12 protein-coding genes and 3 tRNA genes are annotated in these 13,677 nt (G+C 69.7%); 10 read left to right on the top strand and 5 right to left on the bottom strand.

Annotated elements, in window-relative coordinates:
* Window positions 1-114 precede the first annotated feature (114 nt).
* The 4 genes from AC6EUH_RS04730 to AC6EUH_RS04745 all read left to right on the top strand — a co-directional run bounded on the left by AC6EUH_RS04730 (window position 115) and on the right by AC6EUH_RS04745 (window position 5,995).
* Window positions 115-2,856: a PEP/pyruvate-binding domain-containing protein gene (locus AC6EUH_RS04730; protein ID WP_499737978.1), complete on the top strand. Its 2,742-nt coding sequence runs from the start codon at window positions 115-117 to the stop codon at window positions 2,854-2,856.
* Window positions 2,857-2,881: 25 nt separating this feature from the next.
* Window positions 2,882-4,045 (top strand): LolA family protein, encoded by a 1,164-nt coding sequence (locus AC6EUH_RS04735; protein ID WP_499737936.1) that lies wholly within the window; start codon window positions 2,882-2,884, stop codon window positions 4,043-4,045.
* A 29-nt stretch (window positions 4,046-4,074) separates the two neighbouring features.
* Window positions 4,075-5,088 carry an ABC transporter ATP-binding protein gene (locus AC6EUH_RS04740; protein ID WP_056427897.1) on the top strand — a complete coding sequence of 338 codons (1,014 nt, stop codon included), beginning with the start codon at window positions 4,075-4,077 and terminating at the stop codon, window positions 5,086-5,088.
* Between the two features lie 106 nt (window positions 5,089-5,194).
* Window positions 5,195-5,995, top strand: coding sequence for an ABC transporter permease (locus AC6EUH_RS04745; protein WP_056427894.1), 801 nt, complete (start codon window positions 5,195-5,197; stop codon window positions 5,993-5,995).
* 48 nt (window positions 5,996-6,043) lie between these two features.
* On the opposite strand, the gene AC6EUH_RS04750 is transcribed toward AC6EUH_RS04745, so the two are convergent.
* The 5 genes from AC6EUH_RS04750 to AC6EUH_RS04770 all read right to left on the bottom strand — a co-directional run bounded on the left by AC6EUH_RS04750 (window position 6,044) and on the right by AC6EUH_RS04770 (window position 11,108).
* On the bottom strand, window positions 6,044-7,528 hold the full coding sequence (locus tag AC6EUH_RS04750) for a C40 family peptidase (protein WP_499737937.1): 1,485 nt from the start codon (window positions 7,526-7,528) through the stop codon (window positions 6,044-6,046).
* Between the two features lie 218 nt (window positions 7,529-7,746).
* Window positions 7,747-8,667, bottom strand: a complete 921-nt coding sequence (locus AC6EUH_RS04755; RefSeq protein ID WP_499737938.1) for a cation diffusion facilitator family transporter — start codon at window positions 8,665-8,667, stop codon at window positions 7,747-7,749.
* A 10-nt stretch (window positions 8,668-8,677) separates the two neighbouring features.
* Complete coding sequence (locus AC6EUH_RS04760; RefSeq protein ID WP_056427889.1) at window positions 8,678-9,124, bottom strand: metallopeptidase family protein; 447 nt, start codon at window positions 9,122-9,124, stop codon at window positions 8,678-8,680.
* Window positions 9,125-9,144: 20 nt separating this feature from the next.
* Entirely contained in the window at window positions 9,145-10,128 is a 984-nt protein-coding gene (locus AC6EUH_RS04765; RefSeq protein WP_056427886.1) for a DMT family transporter, read from the bottom strand.
* Between the two features lie 98 nt (window positions 10,129-10,226).
* The gene (locus tag AC6EUH_RS04770; RefSeq protein WP_499737939.1) at window positions 10,227-11,108 is read right to left on the bottom strand and encodes an ArgP/LysG family DNA-binding transcriptional regulator; all 882 of its coding nucleotides are present in this window, start codon (window positions 11,106-11,108) and stop codon (window positions 10,227-10,229) included.
* Window positions 11,109-11,177: 69 nt separating this feature from the next.
* Between AC6EUH_RS04770 and AC6EUH_RS04775 the strand changes: the two genes are divergently transcribed.
* The 6 genes from AC6EUH_RS04775 (at window position 11,178) to AC6EUH_RS04800 (ending at window position 13,675) form a co-directional block, all read left to right on the top strand.
* Complete coding sequence (locus tag AC6EUH_RS04775) at window positions 11,178-11,780, top strand: LysE/ArgO family amino acid transporter (protein WP_056429236.1); 603 nt, start codon at window positions 11,178-11,180, stop codon at window positions 11,778-11,780.
* Window positions 11,781-11,837: 57 nt separating this feature from the next.
* Entirely contained in the window at window positions 11,838-12,476 is a 639-nt protein-coding gene (locus AC6EUH_RS04780; RefSeq protein ID WP_056427881.1) for an FMN-binding negative transcriptional regulator, read from the top strand.
* Between the two features lie 160 nt (window positions 12,477-12,636).
* Window positions 12,637-12,709 (top strand) — tRNA-Glu (locus AC6EUH_RS04785).
* Window positions 12,710-12,805: 96 nt separating this feature from the next.
* A tRNA-Asp gene (locus AC6EUH_RS04790) sits at window positions 12,806-12,879 on the top strand.
* A gap of 48 nt (window positions 12,880-12,927) precedes the next feature.
* Window positions 12,928-13,003: transfer RNA gene (locus tag AC6EUH_RS04795), tRNA-Phe, on the top strand.
* Window positions 13,004-13,216: 213 nt separating this feature from the next.
* Window positions 13,217-13,675 (top strand): hypothetical protein, encoded by a 459-nt coding sequence (locus AC6EUH_RS04800; protein WP_499737940.1) that lies wholly within the window; start codon window positions 13,217-13,219, stop codon window positions 13,673-13,675.
* Window positions 13,676-13,677 lie beyond the last annotated feature (2 nt).

Below are 13,677 nucleotides of genomic sequence, written 5' to 3' on the forward strand. Positions count from 1 at the left end.
CGGCGGGTGGAGCAGCTCCCTGGCGCCGGCACGCCAGCGCAGGACCAGCGGCAGGAACCGGGGCGCAAACCCCTGCAGGAACTCGTGCTCCCGCTTGAACTGGTCAGCGCGGAGATGCTTCCCGACGTCGGCGGCAAGGCGGCCAACCTCGGTGAACTGATGCGGGCAGGGCTGCCGGTTCCGGACGGCTTCGTCCTGACCACGCGGGCCTACCGGCGCGCCACCTCGCCGGCCGGACTCGACGCCATCCACACCGCCCTCGCGGCGACCGCCGCCGACGACTTTCCCGGGCTGGCCGGGCTGGCCTCCACCGCCCGCCGGCTGGTCCTCGCCGCCGACGTCCCCGCTGACATTGCCGACGCCGTCCGGGCCGCCTACGCGGCGCTGGGAACGGAAGCGCCTGTGGCGGTGCGCTCGTCCGCAACCGCCGAGGACCTGCCCTTCGCCAGTTTCGCCGGCCAGCAGGACACCGTCCTGAACGTTGTGGGCTTCGACGCCGTCCTGGCGGCGGTCCGGCAGTGCTGGGCCTCGCTCTGGACGGACCGCGCCGTGAGCTACCGTGCCACCCACGGGATCAGCCCCTCGACGGTGTCTCTCGCCGTGGCGGTCCAGCGGATGGTGGACGCTGCCGTGGCGGGTGTCCTGTTCACCGCGAACCCGTTGACGGGAAGGCGGCACGAGGCGGTCGTCGACGCCAGCCCCGGCCTCGGCGAGGCGGTGGTGTCCGGGGCAGTCAACCCGGACCACTTCGTCATCGACAGCGCCACCCAGAAGATTCTTGAGCGCCGAATCGGGAGCAAGGGAGTGGCCATCCGGCCGCTGCCGGGCGGCGGAACCGAACGGGTCGAGCAGTCCGGCTCCGGGTCGCAGCCCTGCCTGGACGATGCCCGCCTTGCGGCCTTGGACCTGCTGGGCCGCCGGGCGGAAATGCATTTCGGCGCGCCGCACGACCTCGAATGGGCTATCGACGCCGGGGGAATGCCGTGGTTGACGCAGTCGCGGCCCATCACCACCCTCTACCCGCTGCCGGAGCGGCAGCGGGTCCGGGACGGGACGCGGGTCTACCTCTGCTTCAGCCTGGCCCAAGGCCTGACCCGCCCCCTGACCCCGATGGGGCTGGCGGGATTCCGGCTGATTGCCTCGTCCGTGGCACGCGCGGCGCACTTTGACGTCCCGGTGCCCCACGACGGTCCGGGGCCCTACGTCCAGGCGGGCCAGCGCCTCTTCTTCGACCTGACGCCGGTGGTGCGCAGCACCGTTGGACGGGCGGTGGTGCCGCGGGTATTCGACGTCATGGAAGCACGTTCCGCGGCCGTGCTGCGGCGGCTGTTCGACGACCCCCGGTTTTCCGTCACCGTCAGGTCCCCGTGGCAGGTGCTCCGGCACATCGCCCCCGTGGCGGCCCGCGCACGGGTTCCGGAGTCCCTGCTCCGCGCCCTCTTCCGGCCGGAGGCGGCGCTGCGCCGGGCGCAACAATTCGGCGAACGGTTCCGGACTGCCCTGGTGGTGCCCGCCGGGTCAACGCCCGCGCAGCGGCTGGACCATGTGGAGCGCATCCTGGGGCACGAACTCTTTCCGGTGGTACCCAACATCCTGCCGCTGCCCGCGCTGGGGTTTGCCCTGCTGGCAGCCGCCGGAAGGCTGCTGGGAGGCAACGCCGGCCCCGGGGCGCTGCAACCGGTCCTGCGGGGACTTCCCAACAACGTGACCACCGAAATGGACCTGGCCCTGTGGGAACTCGCCGTGGCCATCCGGGCCGACCCCGCGGCGGCCGCAGTCTTCGACGCCGCAGCGTTTGATGACGCAGTATTCGATGGCGCCGCAGCGCATGACGCAGTCGTGCCGGAGTTGGTCCGCCGCTACCGCGCCCGCGGGCTCCCCGCCGTCGTGCAGTCCGGGCTCGCCGGTTTCCTGGGCCGCTACGGCCACCGGGCCGTGGCGGAAATCGATCTGGGGATGCCCCGCTGGTCCGACGACCCGGCCCACATTCTCGGTGTCCTGGCCAATTATCTGCGGCTGGATGATCCCGGCCAGGCGCCGGACCGGCAGTTCAGCAAGGCGGCGCGGGAGGCCGAGGAGCATGTGGCGCGGTTGGCCGCGCTTGCCGGGGAGCGAAGCAGGCTGCGCGGAGCGCTGGTGCGTGCGGCACTGCGGCGCACCCGGATGTTTGCCGGGCTGCGTGAGCTGCCGAAGTACCACATCGTCGAAGCCCTGGCCGCGGTGCGCGGGCAACTCCAGGTCATAGGAGCGGAACTGGCCGGCGCCGGCCGCATCCGGGAGGCGGACGACGTCTTCTTCCTGGACCTGGCCGAGGTCCGCGAAGGCCTCAGCGGGAGGCGGCTGCAGCATCTCGTGGCGCAGCGCCATGAGGACTACGCGCAGGAACTCGGCCGCCGGCACATCCCGCGGGTACTGCTCTCGGACGGAACGGAACCCGAAGCACTGCAGGGGCCCCGGGGCAGGGCGGAGGCCGGACCCGGGGGAGTACTCACGGGCTCTCCAGCGTCGGCGGGCATCGTGACGGCCGCGGCCCGAGTCATCCTGGAACCGCGGGGTGCGCGTCTGGAGCCCGGCGAGATCCTGGTGGCGCCATCCACGGATCCTGGCTGGACGCCGCTGTTCCTCACCGCAGGCGGGCTGGTCATGGAAATGGGCGGGCCCAACTCGCACGGCGCCGTCGTCGCCCGGGAGTACGGAATCCCCGCGGTGGTCGGCGTCCCCGACGCCACCTCGCGGATCGTCACCGGGCAGAACATCACGATCGACGGCGCCGCCGGCACCGTCGTGCCGGACGCCGGGCCGATTGCCGGGGCGGGGATGAATCGTGACCCTTCCAGGCGTACTGTTGAACCATGAGCTGCAAGGTTGGAGCGCGGTCGCAATGACGCGCAGATGGCTGCGTTGGATGCCCGCCGTGGCGGTGCCTGCCGTGATCGCGGCCGGTGTCCTGTCCGGGTCCCTCCCCGCCAGCGCCGGGGACCCGTTGCCGGAGAAGACGCCGCAACAGGTGCTGCTGATGATCGCCCAGCACGGCGAGAAATCCCTGTCCGGGACGCTGGAACAAAGCTCCGAGATCGGTCTGCCGGAACTTCCGAAGACCGGGCCCGGCGCGGGGTCCGCGGAGACCGCGTGGCTGGAGCTGCTGACCGGCCCGCACACGGCCCGCGTCTACCTTGACGGGCCCGGCAAGGCGCGGGTGCAGATCATGGACCGGATGGCCGAACGGAACGCGGTCCGGAACGGCGACGAGCTTTGGTTCTACAACTCCAAGGACAATACCGCCGCCCACGCCCAGCTTCCTGCCGATGCTGCCGGCCGCCATGAAGCCCGCCCCGGAGCCGTGGCGACGCCTGAAGACCTGGCTGACAAGCTCCTCGCCAAGCTCGACGCGAGCACTGAGGTGACCGTCGGCCCGGACGTCCAGGTCGCCGGACGGGCAGCCTACAATCTGGTGCTCACCCCCGCGTCCGAGGTCACCCTGGTGGATTCGGTCGCCATCGCGGTCGACGGCGCCAGCGGACTTCCGCTCGGCGTCGAAGTGAAGGCCCGCGGACAGGCCGAGCCGGCGTTCAGCGTCGCCTTCACTGCTCTCACGCTTGAAACCCCGGATTCCGCCATCTTCAATTTCACCCCGCCGCCCGGGGCCCCCGTCAAAGAGATCCCACTGCCGGCGCATCACGAAAAAGCCGCCGTGCCGCCGTCGGACCCGGCCGCAGCGAAGACCGCGAAGCGGCCCACCGTCACCGGAACCGGCTGGGAATCCGTGCTGGAGTTCCCCGCAGGAACCGCAGCACTTCCTGGCCAGATCCCGCCGCAGACCGAGGTTCAGGACCCCGCGGCCGCCAACCCGCTGCAGCCTGACTCCTCCGTCGCGGCAGGAACCTCGTCCGGCGCCGCCGCGCTGCTGGAACAGGCCGCTGTAGCCGTGCCGGGCGGACGGCTGGTGTCCACGTCGCTGGTGAATGTCCTGATCCTCGACGACGGGCGTATCCTCGCCGGTTCCGTGCCCTTGGAGCGGCTGCAGGCCGCCGCCACGCAGCGGTGACCGCCCCGTGACCGCCCCGTGACCGCCGCGTGACCGCCGCCGGGCCGGCGACGGAACCGTACGCGACGGACCTGTGCATCGAGACCACCGGCCTCAGCAAGCGCTTCGGCCACCAGCTAGCCGTCGACGGCGTCGACCTGGCCGTGCCAAGGGGATCCGTCTTCGGCTTCCTGGGCCCCAACGGCTCCGGGAAAACCACCACCATCCGGCTCATGCTCGGCCTCGCTGCGGCCAGCAGCGGCTCGGTCCGGCTCCTCGGCCAGGAAATGCCGGGGCAACTGCGCGAGGTGCTGCCGCGCGTGGGCGCCCTGGTCGAGGGGCCGGCCTTCTACCCCTTCCTCTCCGGCGCGGCCAACCTGCACCGCTTCGACGCCGCGGACCCGCGTGCTCCCGCCGCCACCCGGAAGGCCCGGGTCCGGTCGGCGCTGGAGCGGGTGGGGCTGACGCATGCCGCGGACAAGAAAGTGCGGGCCTACTCGCTGGGCATGAAGCAGCGGCTGGGCATCGCCAACGCACTGTTGGCCCCCCGCGAACTCCTGGTCCTGGATGAACCCACGAACGGACTGGATCCGCAGGGCACCCGGGAGGTCCGCAGCCTGGTGCGCTCGCTCGCGGCGGATGGCGCCACCGTGTTCGTCTCCAGCCACCTGCTGGCCGAGGTGGAACAGATCTGCACACACGCGGCCATCATGAGCGCGGGCCGGCTGGTGGCCCAGGGGACTCTCGCGGAGTTGCGCCAGGACGGACAGGCCCGCATCCGGGTGCTGACGCCCGACGCCGGCGCCGCGGCCGAGGTGCTGGCCCGGCTGGGCCTGAGCGCGGCGGTGAGCGTCCCCGGTTCCAACGGCGCCGGGGACGTGCTCTACGCGCCTCTTCCGGCCGGGGTACCTCCCGCGGGGGCTGACGGGGCGGTGGCACCGGAGGCGGTGGTGGCCGCCCTGGTGGCGGCAGGTGTCCGGGTCCGCGGTTTCGCGACCGAGCAGGTCAGCCTGGAGGAGCGTTTTGTGGCGCTGACGGGGGAGGGCTTCGACGTTGTCCAGTGAAAAATCCAGTCCCAGTGTCATCTCCGGTGCTGGTGTCAGCCCCGGCCACACCCCAGGAGGCGCCCCCGCTGCGGAGACCGTCCGGCGGGGCGGCCAGAGCCACGGCTTGCTGGCGTCCGAACTCGGTGTGCTGTTCCGGCGCCGCCGTACCTGGGCCATGCTGTGCGCGCTGGCGGCCATCCCCATCCTGATTGCCGTGGCGGTGCGGGTGTCCTCCGCGGTGCCGCCCGGCCGGGGTCCGGCGTTCCTGGACCGGATCACCCAGAACGGTTTGTTTGTTGGCGTGACCGCCATGCTGGTCTCCGTTCCGCTGTTCCTGCCGCTGACCGTGGGTGTGGTGGCGGGCGACACCGTGGCCGGCGAGGCCGGGCAGGGAACCCTGCGGTACCTGCTGGTCGCGCCTGCGGGCAGGGTCAGGCTGCTGCTCGTGAAATACGCCGGTGCGGTGGCGTTCGCCGTCGCGGCGCCGCTCGTGGTGGCGCTGGTCGGGGCCGCGATCGGAGCGGCCCTCTTCCCGGTGGGACCGGTCACCCTGCTCTCCGGGGACTCGATCGGGGCGTCGGAGGCGATGCTGCGGCTCCTGTTGATTGCCGCCTACCTTGCCGTCTCCCTGATGGGCCTCTCGGCGATCGGGCTCTTTATGTCCACGCTCACGGACGTGCCTGTGGGGGCGATGGCGTCCACTGTCGTGCTCGCGGTGGTGTCGCAGGTCCTCGACGCGCTGCCACAGCTGGAGTGGCTGCACCCGTGGCTCTTCAGCCACTACTGGCTGGACTTCGCGGACCTGCTTCGCCAGCCGGTCGCCTGGGATTCCTTCCTGACGAACTCGCTGCTGCAGGGCGGCTACGTCGCCGTTTTCGGTGCGCTCGCCTACGGCAGGTTCATCACGAAGGACGTGCTTTCCTAGGGGAGGGTTCCCGGCAGGAGCCGGTCAGATGTATGCGGCGGGAACGGCTCAGTATCGGGCCGCGACGGGGTGGAGCTGCATCCCGGACACGGACGCAAGGTCCGTCACGGTGATTCCGGCGTCTTCGTTCAGTGCCTGGACCACGCGGCCGCCGCCGAGGTAGATCGCCACGTGGTAGAAACCCGGTGCCGATCCCCAGACCAGCAAGTCGCCCGGCCGGGCCTGGGAGAGCGGAACGTGCACGGGCGCCTGGGCGAACTGCTGGGACGCCGTGCGCGGCAGGTATTTTCCGGCTGCGGCGAAAGCGTTCTGCACCAGGCCGGAGCAGTCGAAGCCGCGGGCGCCCGTTCCGCCGTACTGGTAGAAATAGGGCGCGCCGACCTTGCCGTGAGCCACCGAGATCGCTGTTTGGTTGGATCCGCCAGGAGCAGGAGCAGGAGCAGGAGCAGGAGCAGGAGCAGGAGCAGGAGCAGGAGCCGGCGCGGGCTGAGGTGCCGGTGCAGGAGCGGGGACGGCGGGCGCGGATGGCGCCGGCGCGGGAACGGGTGCGCCCGGCGGCGCCGGAGCGGGCGCGGCGGGTGCCTGCGGACCCTGGTTTCCCGGGGCGGGGTCCCCGGCGTCCGGAAGGGTGCCGGGCCGGGGCTCCGGCCGCGGGCCGGGCGCCTGACCCTGGCCCTGCGCGGCGGCTGCCGTTACTGCCGCCAGCCGGTCCTGCTGGCGCTGCCGCTCCAGGGCATCCACGCGGGCCGATTCCAACGCAACGGTGGTGTTCTTGAGGGTCGCCAGCTGGTCCACCAGCACGGTGCGCTGCGCCCTGGCCGTGGACACGGCCTCCCGCTGGGCGTCGCTGGCGCGCTGGGCGTCGAGCTTGCGTTCCTCCGCTGTCTGCGCGGCCTCATCGGCAGCCCGGTTTGCATCCGCGGCGGCGGCCGTCAGCGAATCAGCTGCCACTGCCGCTGTTTCCGCCGACTGGAAAGCCCGGGAACGGCCGGCGGTCACGGCCTCCAAGGTGGCGGCCTGCTGCAGGGCATTGCCGCTGCCGCTGACAAAGCTGCTCAGCGCGGGATTCAGCCCGCCGTTGCGGTACAGATCGCCGGCGAGCTGGCCGATCTGCTTGCGCGTCTTCTCCTGCTCCTCCCCGGCCGACGAAGCCCTGGCGGCGGCAACTTCAGCGGCGTCGCGCCGGAGCTGGAGTTCCACGAGCGCCTCGCCGTACGCATTGTTGGCCTGCAGGGAAGCCTCGAGGCTGGCGTCCTGGGCCGCCGACGCGTCCGCCAGCAGCCCGTCAATGGCGGCGACCTGCGCCGCCGTCGCGCTTTCACTGGACTTGGCGGCGGCAATCTCGTCCGGAGATGGAACGTCTTGAACAGCCGGGACCTGAACAGCCGGGACCTGTGCAGCCGGGACCTGTGCAGCCGAGAGCTGAACAGCCTTCGCCGGCGGCGCGGCGTGCGCGGGCACGGCCAGTGTTCCCAGGAGTACGACGGCGGCGCACAGCACGGCCGTCTTTCGGCCGGAACCGGTCCAAGTCATGGTCAAACCCTCGCTGCAGATATCGGGCTGGAGCGGGCAAGCGTGGATGCCGGCGCGTGGAAACGCCCGGCTGATCCCCCAGCACGGTCGAGGCTACGTGCCAATGGCCACTTTGGCAACACTGGTCACATCAATAACATAAACAACAAGAATGTCATTTGGTCACACGTTGGCGGGGTGTGTCGCCCGGCGCCGCGGACATTCCGTGCGTTCCGCGCCTAGGCGTGCTGGTGTGATTCGTGCTCCGCGTGGGAGGCCGGTTCCAGCTGGAAGGTGCAGTGCTCCGTGTCGAAATGCGAGCCCAGGCAGCTGACGAGTTTGTCCAGGACCTGGTCTGCGCCGCGGGCGCCCAGGGCTGCATCCTCCACCACCACATGGGCGGAAAACACCGGTACACCGGAGGTGATGGTCCAGATATGGATGTCGTGCACGGACACCACACCCTCCACGGCAAGGATGTGCTCGCGGATCAGCTGCACGTCCACACCCTTGGGGGTCGCCTCGAGCAGTACATCCACCACATCGCGGAGCAGGTGCCAGGCCCGGGGCAGGATCATCAGCGCAATCACGATCGAAGCGATGGTGTCCGCCGACTGGAACCCCGTGACCATAATGACCACTGCGGCGGCGATGACCGCGAAGGAGCCGAGCAGATCGCCCAGGACCTCGAGGTAGGCGCCCCGGACGTTCAGGCTTTCCTTCTGCGCACCGCGCAGGATCAGCAGCGACACGAGGTTGGCGACGGCGCCCAGAAGGGCCGCGTAGAGCATCACGTCGGTCTGGACCTCGGGAGCGGAGCCAATCCGGCGGATGGCCTCCGTGAAGATGACCACCGAGATGACCATCAGCACCAGGGCGTTGGCCAGGGCGGCCAGCACTTCGGCGCGCTGGTAGCCGTAGGTGCGCTGGTCGCTCGCGGGCCGGGCGGCGATCCAGGCGGCCAGAAGGGCGATAAAGACGCCGGCCGCGTCGGACAGCATGTGGCCGGCATCGGCCAGCAGGGCCAGGGACCCCGAAATCAGGGCTCCGACGATCTGGATCAGGACGACGGCGAGGGTGATGGCCAGGACCGCGACCAGGCGCTTGCGGTGCTTCCCGGTCGCGGTAATCCCGTGCGAGTGGCTGTGGTCGTGTCCCATGCCTACAAGGCTAGCCCCAGCCGAGCTCGTGCAGCCGGTCGTCGCTGATGCCGAAGTGGTGCGCGATCTCGTGGACCACGGTGATCGTCACTTCCTCGATCACGTCCTCGCGCGACTCGCAGATGTCCAGGATCGGCTGGCGGTAGATGGTGATGCGGTCCGGCAGGGAGCCGGCGTCCCACCAGGAGTCCCGTTCGGTCAGGGGCACGCCTTCGTAGAGTCCCAGCAGCACGGTGTCGGGGTCCTCGCCCGGCTGCGGTGTGTAGTCGTCCTCGATGAAGATGGCCACGTTGTTCATGGTCTGCGCCAGCTCCGGTGGGATCCGGTCCAGGGCGTCGCTGACGGCGGCTTCGAAATCCGGTTCGGACATCGGGAACGGGGCATGACTGTCGCCCTCGTCGCCGTCATCCGCGCCGTCCGGAATGATGGGCAGGCCTGGCGGCAAGGAAGCGGGCATAGCTGAACTCTAGCGCCGAATCAGCGGGACCGGCGCCGGGTCAGCCCCACCCCCACGAGGCAGATGACACCGCCGACGAGGCCCCAGACGGTGGGGATCTCGCCGAGCACCAGCCAGGAGATCAGGATCGTGGTGCCGGGCACGAGGTAGGTGGTGGCCGCGAGCCGGCCGGCGTCGATCAGGGACAGTGCGTAGGCCCAGGTGGTGAACGCGATCGCAGTCGGGAAGATGCCGAGGTAGACGAGCCCCAGCGTCGCCGGCAGCGGGGCCGCCTGCAGCTCGGAGACCAGCTGGCCGCTGAAGGGCAGGCAGCAGAGCGCGCCGACCATGATTCCGTACCAGGTGGCCTGGGCGGCGGGGAACTTTCGCAGGACGGGCTTCTGCACGATCACACTCACCGCGGCGAGGGCAGCCGCCAGCAGGCACAGCAGCACCCCGGCGACGTCCGCCGTGGACCGCTGCCCGGACCCGAGCGCGATCACGGCGACGCCGGCGAACGCGACTAGGCTGCCGATGATCAGCCAGCGGGGGAAGCCCTCCTTGAGGATCACCCCGGCCATGATGGCCACCAGGATCGGGTTGACGTTGATCAGCAGGGCGGCCGTGCCGGCGTCGAGCAGGTGTTCGGCGGCGTTCAGGGCGACGTTGTAGCCGCCGAACCACATGACACCGTAGGCCAGGATGGGCCACCATTCGCGGCCCCGGGGGAGGTTGGGGTTCTTCCGGATCTGCGGCAGCACCACCAGGCCCAGTACGACGGCGGCAATCGCCAGCCGGCCCAGGGTCAGGGAGCCGGGGGAGAAGCTGGGCCCCACGGCCCGGATGCCCACAAAGGCGGACGCCCACAGCACGACGGTGACCACCACGGCGGCGATGCCGAGGCGGCTGATCTGGGCCGGGGGGAGGGGCTGTTTTGCGGAGCGGGTGGCGGGCGGCACGTCGTGGGTGCGGCCCGGGCGTGCGCTGTCCGGTTGGGGGGAGCCTGTCTGGGCGGTTGTTGCCATGATGCCAATCTAGCCGGTGCGGCGGCCCGGGGACTGGCGGAAATCGGTCACGTCTACGCGAGTTCCTGCCAGTCGCGGCGCGCCCGCCACCGGCGGGCTCACCGGAGGAGGCGGGCGGCGGCCAGGACGGCGGCCGCGACCTCCTCCAGGGCAGCCGAACCGTGCCGCCATTGCTGCCAGTGCAGCGGCACATCCACGCGCGCCGCGGGGTCCAGGGAGACCATCGTGCGGCGCTTCAGTTCGTCCGAGACCTCGATTTCGGGGAGCAGCCCCCACCCCATCCCCCAACGGATGGCTTCCCCGAACTCGTGGGCGGCCGGGACGAAATGCCGCGGCGGCTGGAGGGTTTTGCGGCTCACGCCCCGCAGGTAGCGGTCTTGCAGGTCGTCCTTGCGGTCGTAAACGATCACAGGGGCGACGGCGAGCGTGTCCGCCGTCGCGCCGCCGGAAAACCACCGGGCCGCGAAGTCCGGCGTGCAGACCGGCAGGTAGCGCATGACACCCAGACGTCGGGAGGAGCAGCCCGGCGCCGCCTTGGCCGTGGTGGTGATGGCGGCCGCTGCGGCGCCGCTGCGCAGGAGTTCCAGTGAATAGGCCTGGTCCTCGCGCAGGATCTCCAGCTGGACCTTGTCCGCCACGGAGGCCAGGCCGGGCAGCGCCCACGTGTGCAGCGAATCGCTGTTAATAACCAGGGTCAGCCGGACGCTGGCGGGCCGGGCGCCGGGCTGAAGCTCTTCGGCCAGATCGGCGGAGAGCATGTCCAGTTGCCGGGCGAAGCGCACCACCGCGTGGCCGGAAGCGGTGAGTTCCACCGGGCGGGTCCTTTTGAGCACCGGCCGGCCAACGGCCACTTCGAGGGCGCGGACGCGCTGGCTCACCGCCGACGCCGTAACCAAGAGGTGGCGGGCGGCGGCCTCGAAGCTTCCGTGCGCCACGATGGCCGCGAGGGTCCGGGCCTGCTCCGGATGAATGTCAATCATTAGCCAATCTTATGTTGGACCAGAATTATTAACTGGTTTCATGCTGCCCGGCCCTCTAGCGTGGAACCCGTGATCCTCTCTCTCCTCTCGGGCCTCGCCAGCGGGCTGTCCCTCATCGTCGCCATCGGTGCGCAGAACGCCTTCGTTCTCCGCCAGGGCGTCCAGCGCTCGCACGTGCTGCTGGTGGTTGCCGTGTGCGCCCTCTCCGATCTTGTCCTGATCGTGCTGGGCGTGGCCGGGGTGGGCGTCCTCATCGAGCAGGCGCCCGGCGTTCTTGAGGTGGTGCGTTGGGCCGGAGCCGCGTTCCTTCTGGTTTACGGCCTGATGGCCGCGCGGCGAGCCATCCGCGGAACGCAGGCGTCGCAGCTGTCGACCGGGCAGCAGGGAACCTGGGCGGCCGCGCTCGGGACCTGCCTCGCGCTGACCTGGCTCAACCCCCACGTCTACTTGGACACCGTGCTGCTGCTGGGGTCCCTGGCGGGGACCCACGGCCCGGACGGGCGGTGGTGGTTCGCCGGCGGAGCCGGTCTGGGCAGCATTGCGTGGTTCGCCGCCCTCGGCGCAGGCGCCCGGTTCCTCGCGCCGGTGTTCGCCCGGCCGGGCAGCTGGCGCGTGCTCGACGGCGGCATCGCCTTGGTTATGGTCACACTCGCGGTCATGCTCGTAGCCTGAGATAGCCAGCCGTCCCGCGTAATACCGCCTCAACACAAACCGACAAGGGAAGCCCCCATGTACGTCCCTTCGCACTTCGCCGCCGACCAGGCCGCCATCAACGAGTTGCTCTCAAACCCGGGCGCGGCCAACCTGGTGACCTCGACCGAGCATGGCCTGCTCGCCACCCTGGTGCCGTTCGTTTTTGACCCGGAGTCGGGCGAGCACGGATCCCTGCAGGGCCACCTGGCCCGCAACAACGACCAGTGGCGGCTCCCGGCGTCGGGCGAATCCCTAGTCATCATCCAACGCTCCGATGCCTACATTTCCCCGTCTTGGTATGCCGCGAAGGCCGAACACGGCCGGGTTGTCCCGACCTGGAACTACACCACCGCGCACGTATACGGCCGCCTCGTCGTCCACGATGACCCGGCTTGGGTTGAAGGTCTTGTCCGGCGGCTGACCACGCTTCATGAAGCAGCATCGGAACACCCCTGGGCCGTGGACGATGCGCCCGCGCGTTACATCACAGGGCAGCTCCGGGCGATCGTCGGCGTCGAGCTTGTCATCACGAGGGTTGAAGCGAAACGCAAGCTCAGCCAGAACCGGTCGGCGGCCGACATTGACGGTGTCGTGGCGGGCTTGCGGGCCGGCGGTGAGGTGGATACGGCCGCCGATGTGGAGCGGGCGCACCAAGCCCCGGCCGGCCGCAGCTGAGCGCCGCCAAAGTGCGGCGTCCCGTCGATTTTGGATAATCCGGGGGTCTGCCCTTATAGTTTTATAGTCCAGTTCGGAGGAACCCGAAAGGACAAAAACGGAAGGCTTCGGCCCTTAATTTTTGCCCTTGATTCAGCGGGTTTAGCCGAATGGCGTCCTGGCCCCCATCGTCTAGCGGCCTAGGACACCGCCCTTTCACGGCGGCGGCACGGGTTCGAATCCCGTTGGGGGTACGCAAGGAACTGGTCAAACCGGGTGTGAAAGTCTGGTAGGCTAAAGGCCTTGAAAAATTGCGGTAGCGATACTGCAGAGAAGCAAGAAAATAGCAAGGCCCTGTAGCGCAGTTGGTTAGCGCGCCGCCCTGTCACGGCGGAGGTCGCGGGTTCAAGTCCCGTCAGGGTCGCTCTGATTGCCAGAAGAAATTCCGGCTCTCATGGTGACATGTCACCTAGGCTCTGTAGCTCAGTTGGTAGAGCGTTCGACTGAAAATCGAAAGGTCACCGGATCGACGCCGGTCGGAGCCACCACTGGGAAGCATCAGTTCTTTGAGAACTGGTGCTTTTCTTCTTTAACGCATCGACTGCTCCGTAGCGGCCGTTCCGGGCGGCCAAAAGGGCGGTTACGGACCAGCCGACAGGAAACGGCGGCTAGACTCGCACGCTGGGGAAAGAACGCCAAGGCCGCCGGACGCCCGATCGGGCCCGGCGGTGCAATCTCAACCGAAAAGTGATTCCAAAAACGTGATTTTGAAGAATGTTGCACGCCCGTTGACCGCCGTCGCCCTCCTGGCAGCCTCCGCACTCACTGCCTGCTCCGCGCCCGAAGCCGCCGGCCCTGCGCCGTCGTCCGCGACCGCCAGCGCCGCGCCGGCGTCAGCGACCGCCAGCCCCAGTGAGTCTTCCGGCCCCTGGGGCGGTTTCGCCACGGCAGTCGAGGCCTGCACCACGATTTCCGAACAGGCCACCGGCTCCACCCTCCTCCCGCTCTCGGCGGCTCAGGGCACGGCGGCCGAGCTGGAGCAGGCCAAAGCGGAACTGACCCGCACCGCGGAACGCGCGCCGGACAGCATCAAAGCGGATTTCACCACCCTCAGCCAGGTGGCCATCGCCGGCATCAAGGATCAGACGGTTTTCTCGAGCGGCAAGATCCAGGACGCCATGGCTCCAGTGCAGACCTGGATCGCCGCCAACTGCGGGTAGCG

The organism is Arthrobacter sp. 001422645, from assembly GCF_059816125.1.

Coding starts and splice junctions, on each gene's coding strand:
- AC6EUH_RS04780 (WP_056427881.1), top strand. CDS start 11,838: ATGTACGTCCCTTCGCACTTCGCCGCCGACCAGGCCGCCATCAACGAG.
- AC6EUH_RS04730 (WP_499737978.1), top strand. CDS start 115: ATGCTTCCCGACGTCGGCGGCAAGGCGGCCAACCTCGGTGAACTGATG.
- AC6EUH_RS04755 (WP_499737938.1), bottom strand. CDS start 8,667: ATGGGACACGACCACAGCCACTCGCACGGGATTACCGCGACCGGGAAG.
- AC6EUH_RS04770 (WP_499737939.1), bottom strand. CDS start 11,108: ATGATTGACATTCATCCGGAGCAGGCCCGGACCCTCGCGGCCATCGTG.
- AC6EUH_RS04750 (WP_499737937.1), bottom strand. CDS start 7,528: ATGACTTGGACCGGTTCCGGCCGAAAGACGGCCGTGCTGTGCGCCGCC.
- AC6EUH_RS04735 (WP_499737936.1), top strand. CDS start 2,882: ATGACGCGCAGATGGCTGCGTTGGATGCCCGCCGTGGCGGTGCCTGCC.
- AC6EUH_RS04765 (WP_056427886.1), bottom strand. CDS start 10,128: ATGGCAACAACCGCCCAGACAGGCTCCCCCCAACCGGACAGCGCACGC.
- AC6EUH_RS04760 (WP_056427889.1), bottom strand. CDS start 9,124: ATGCCCGCTTCCTTGCCGCCAGGCCTGCCCATCATTCCGGACGGCGCG.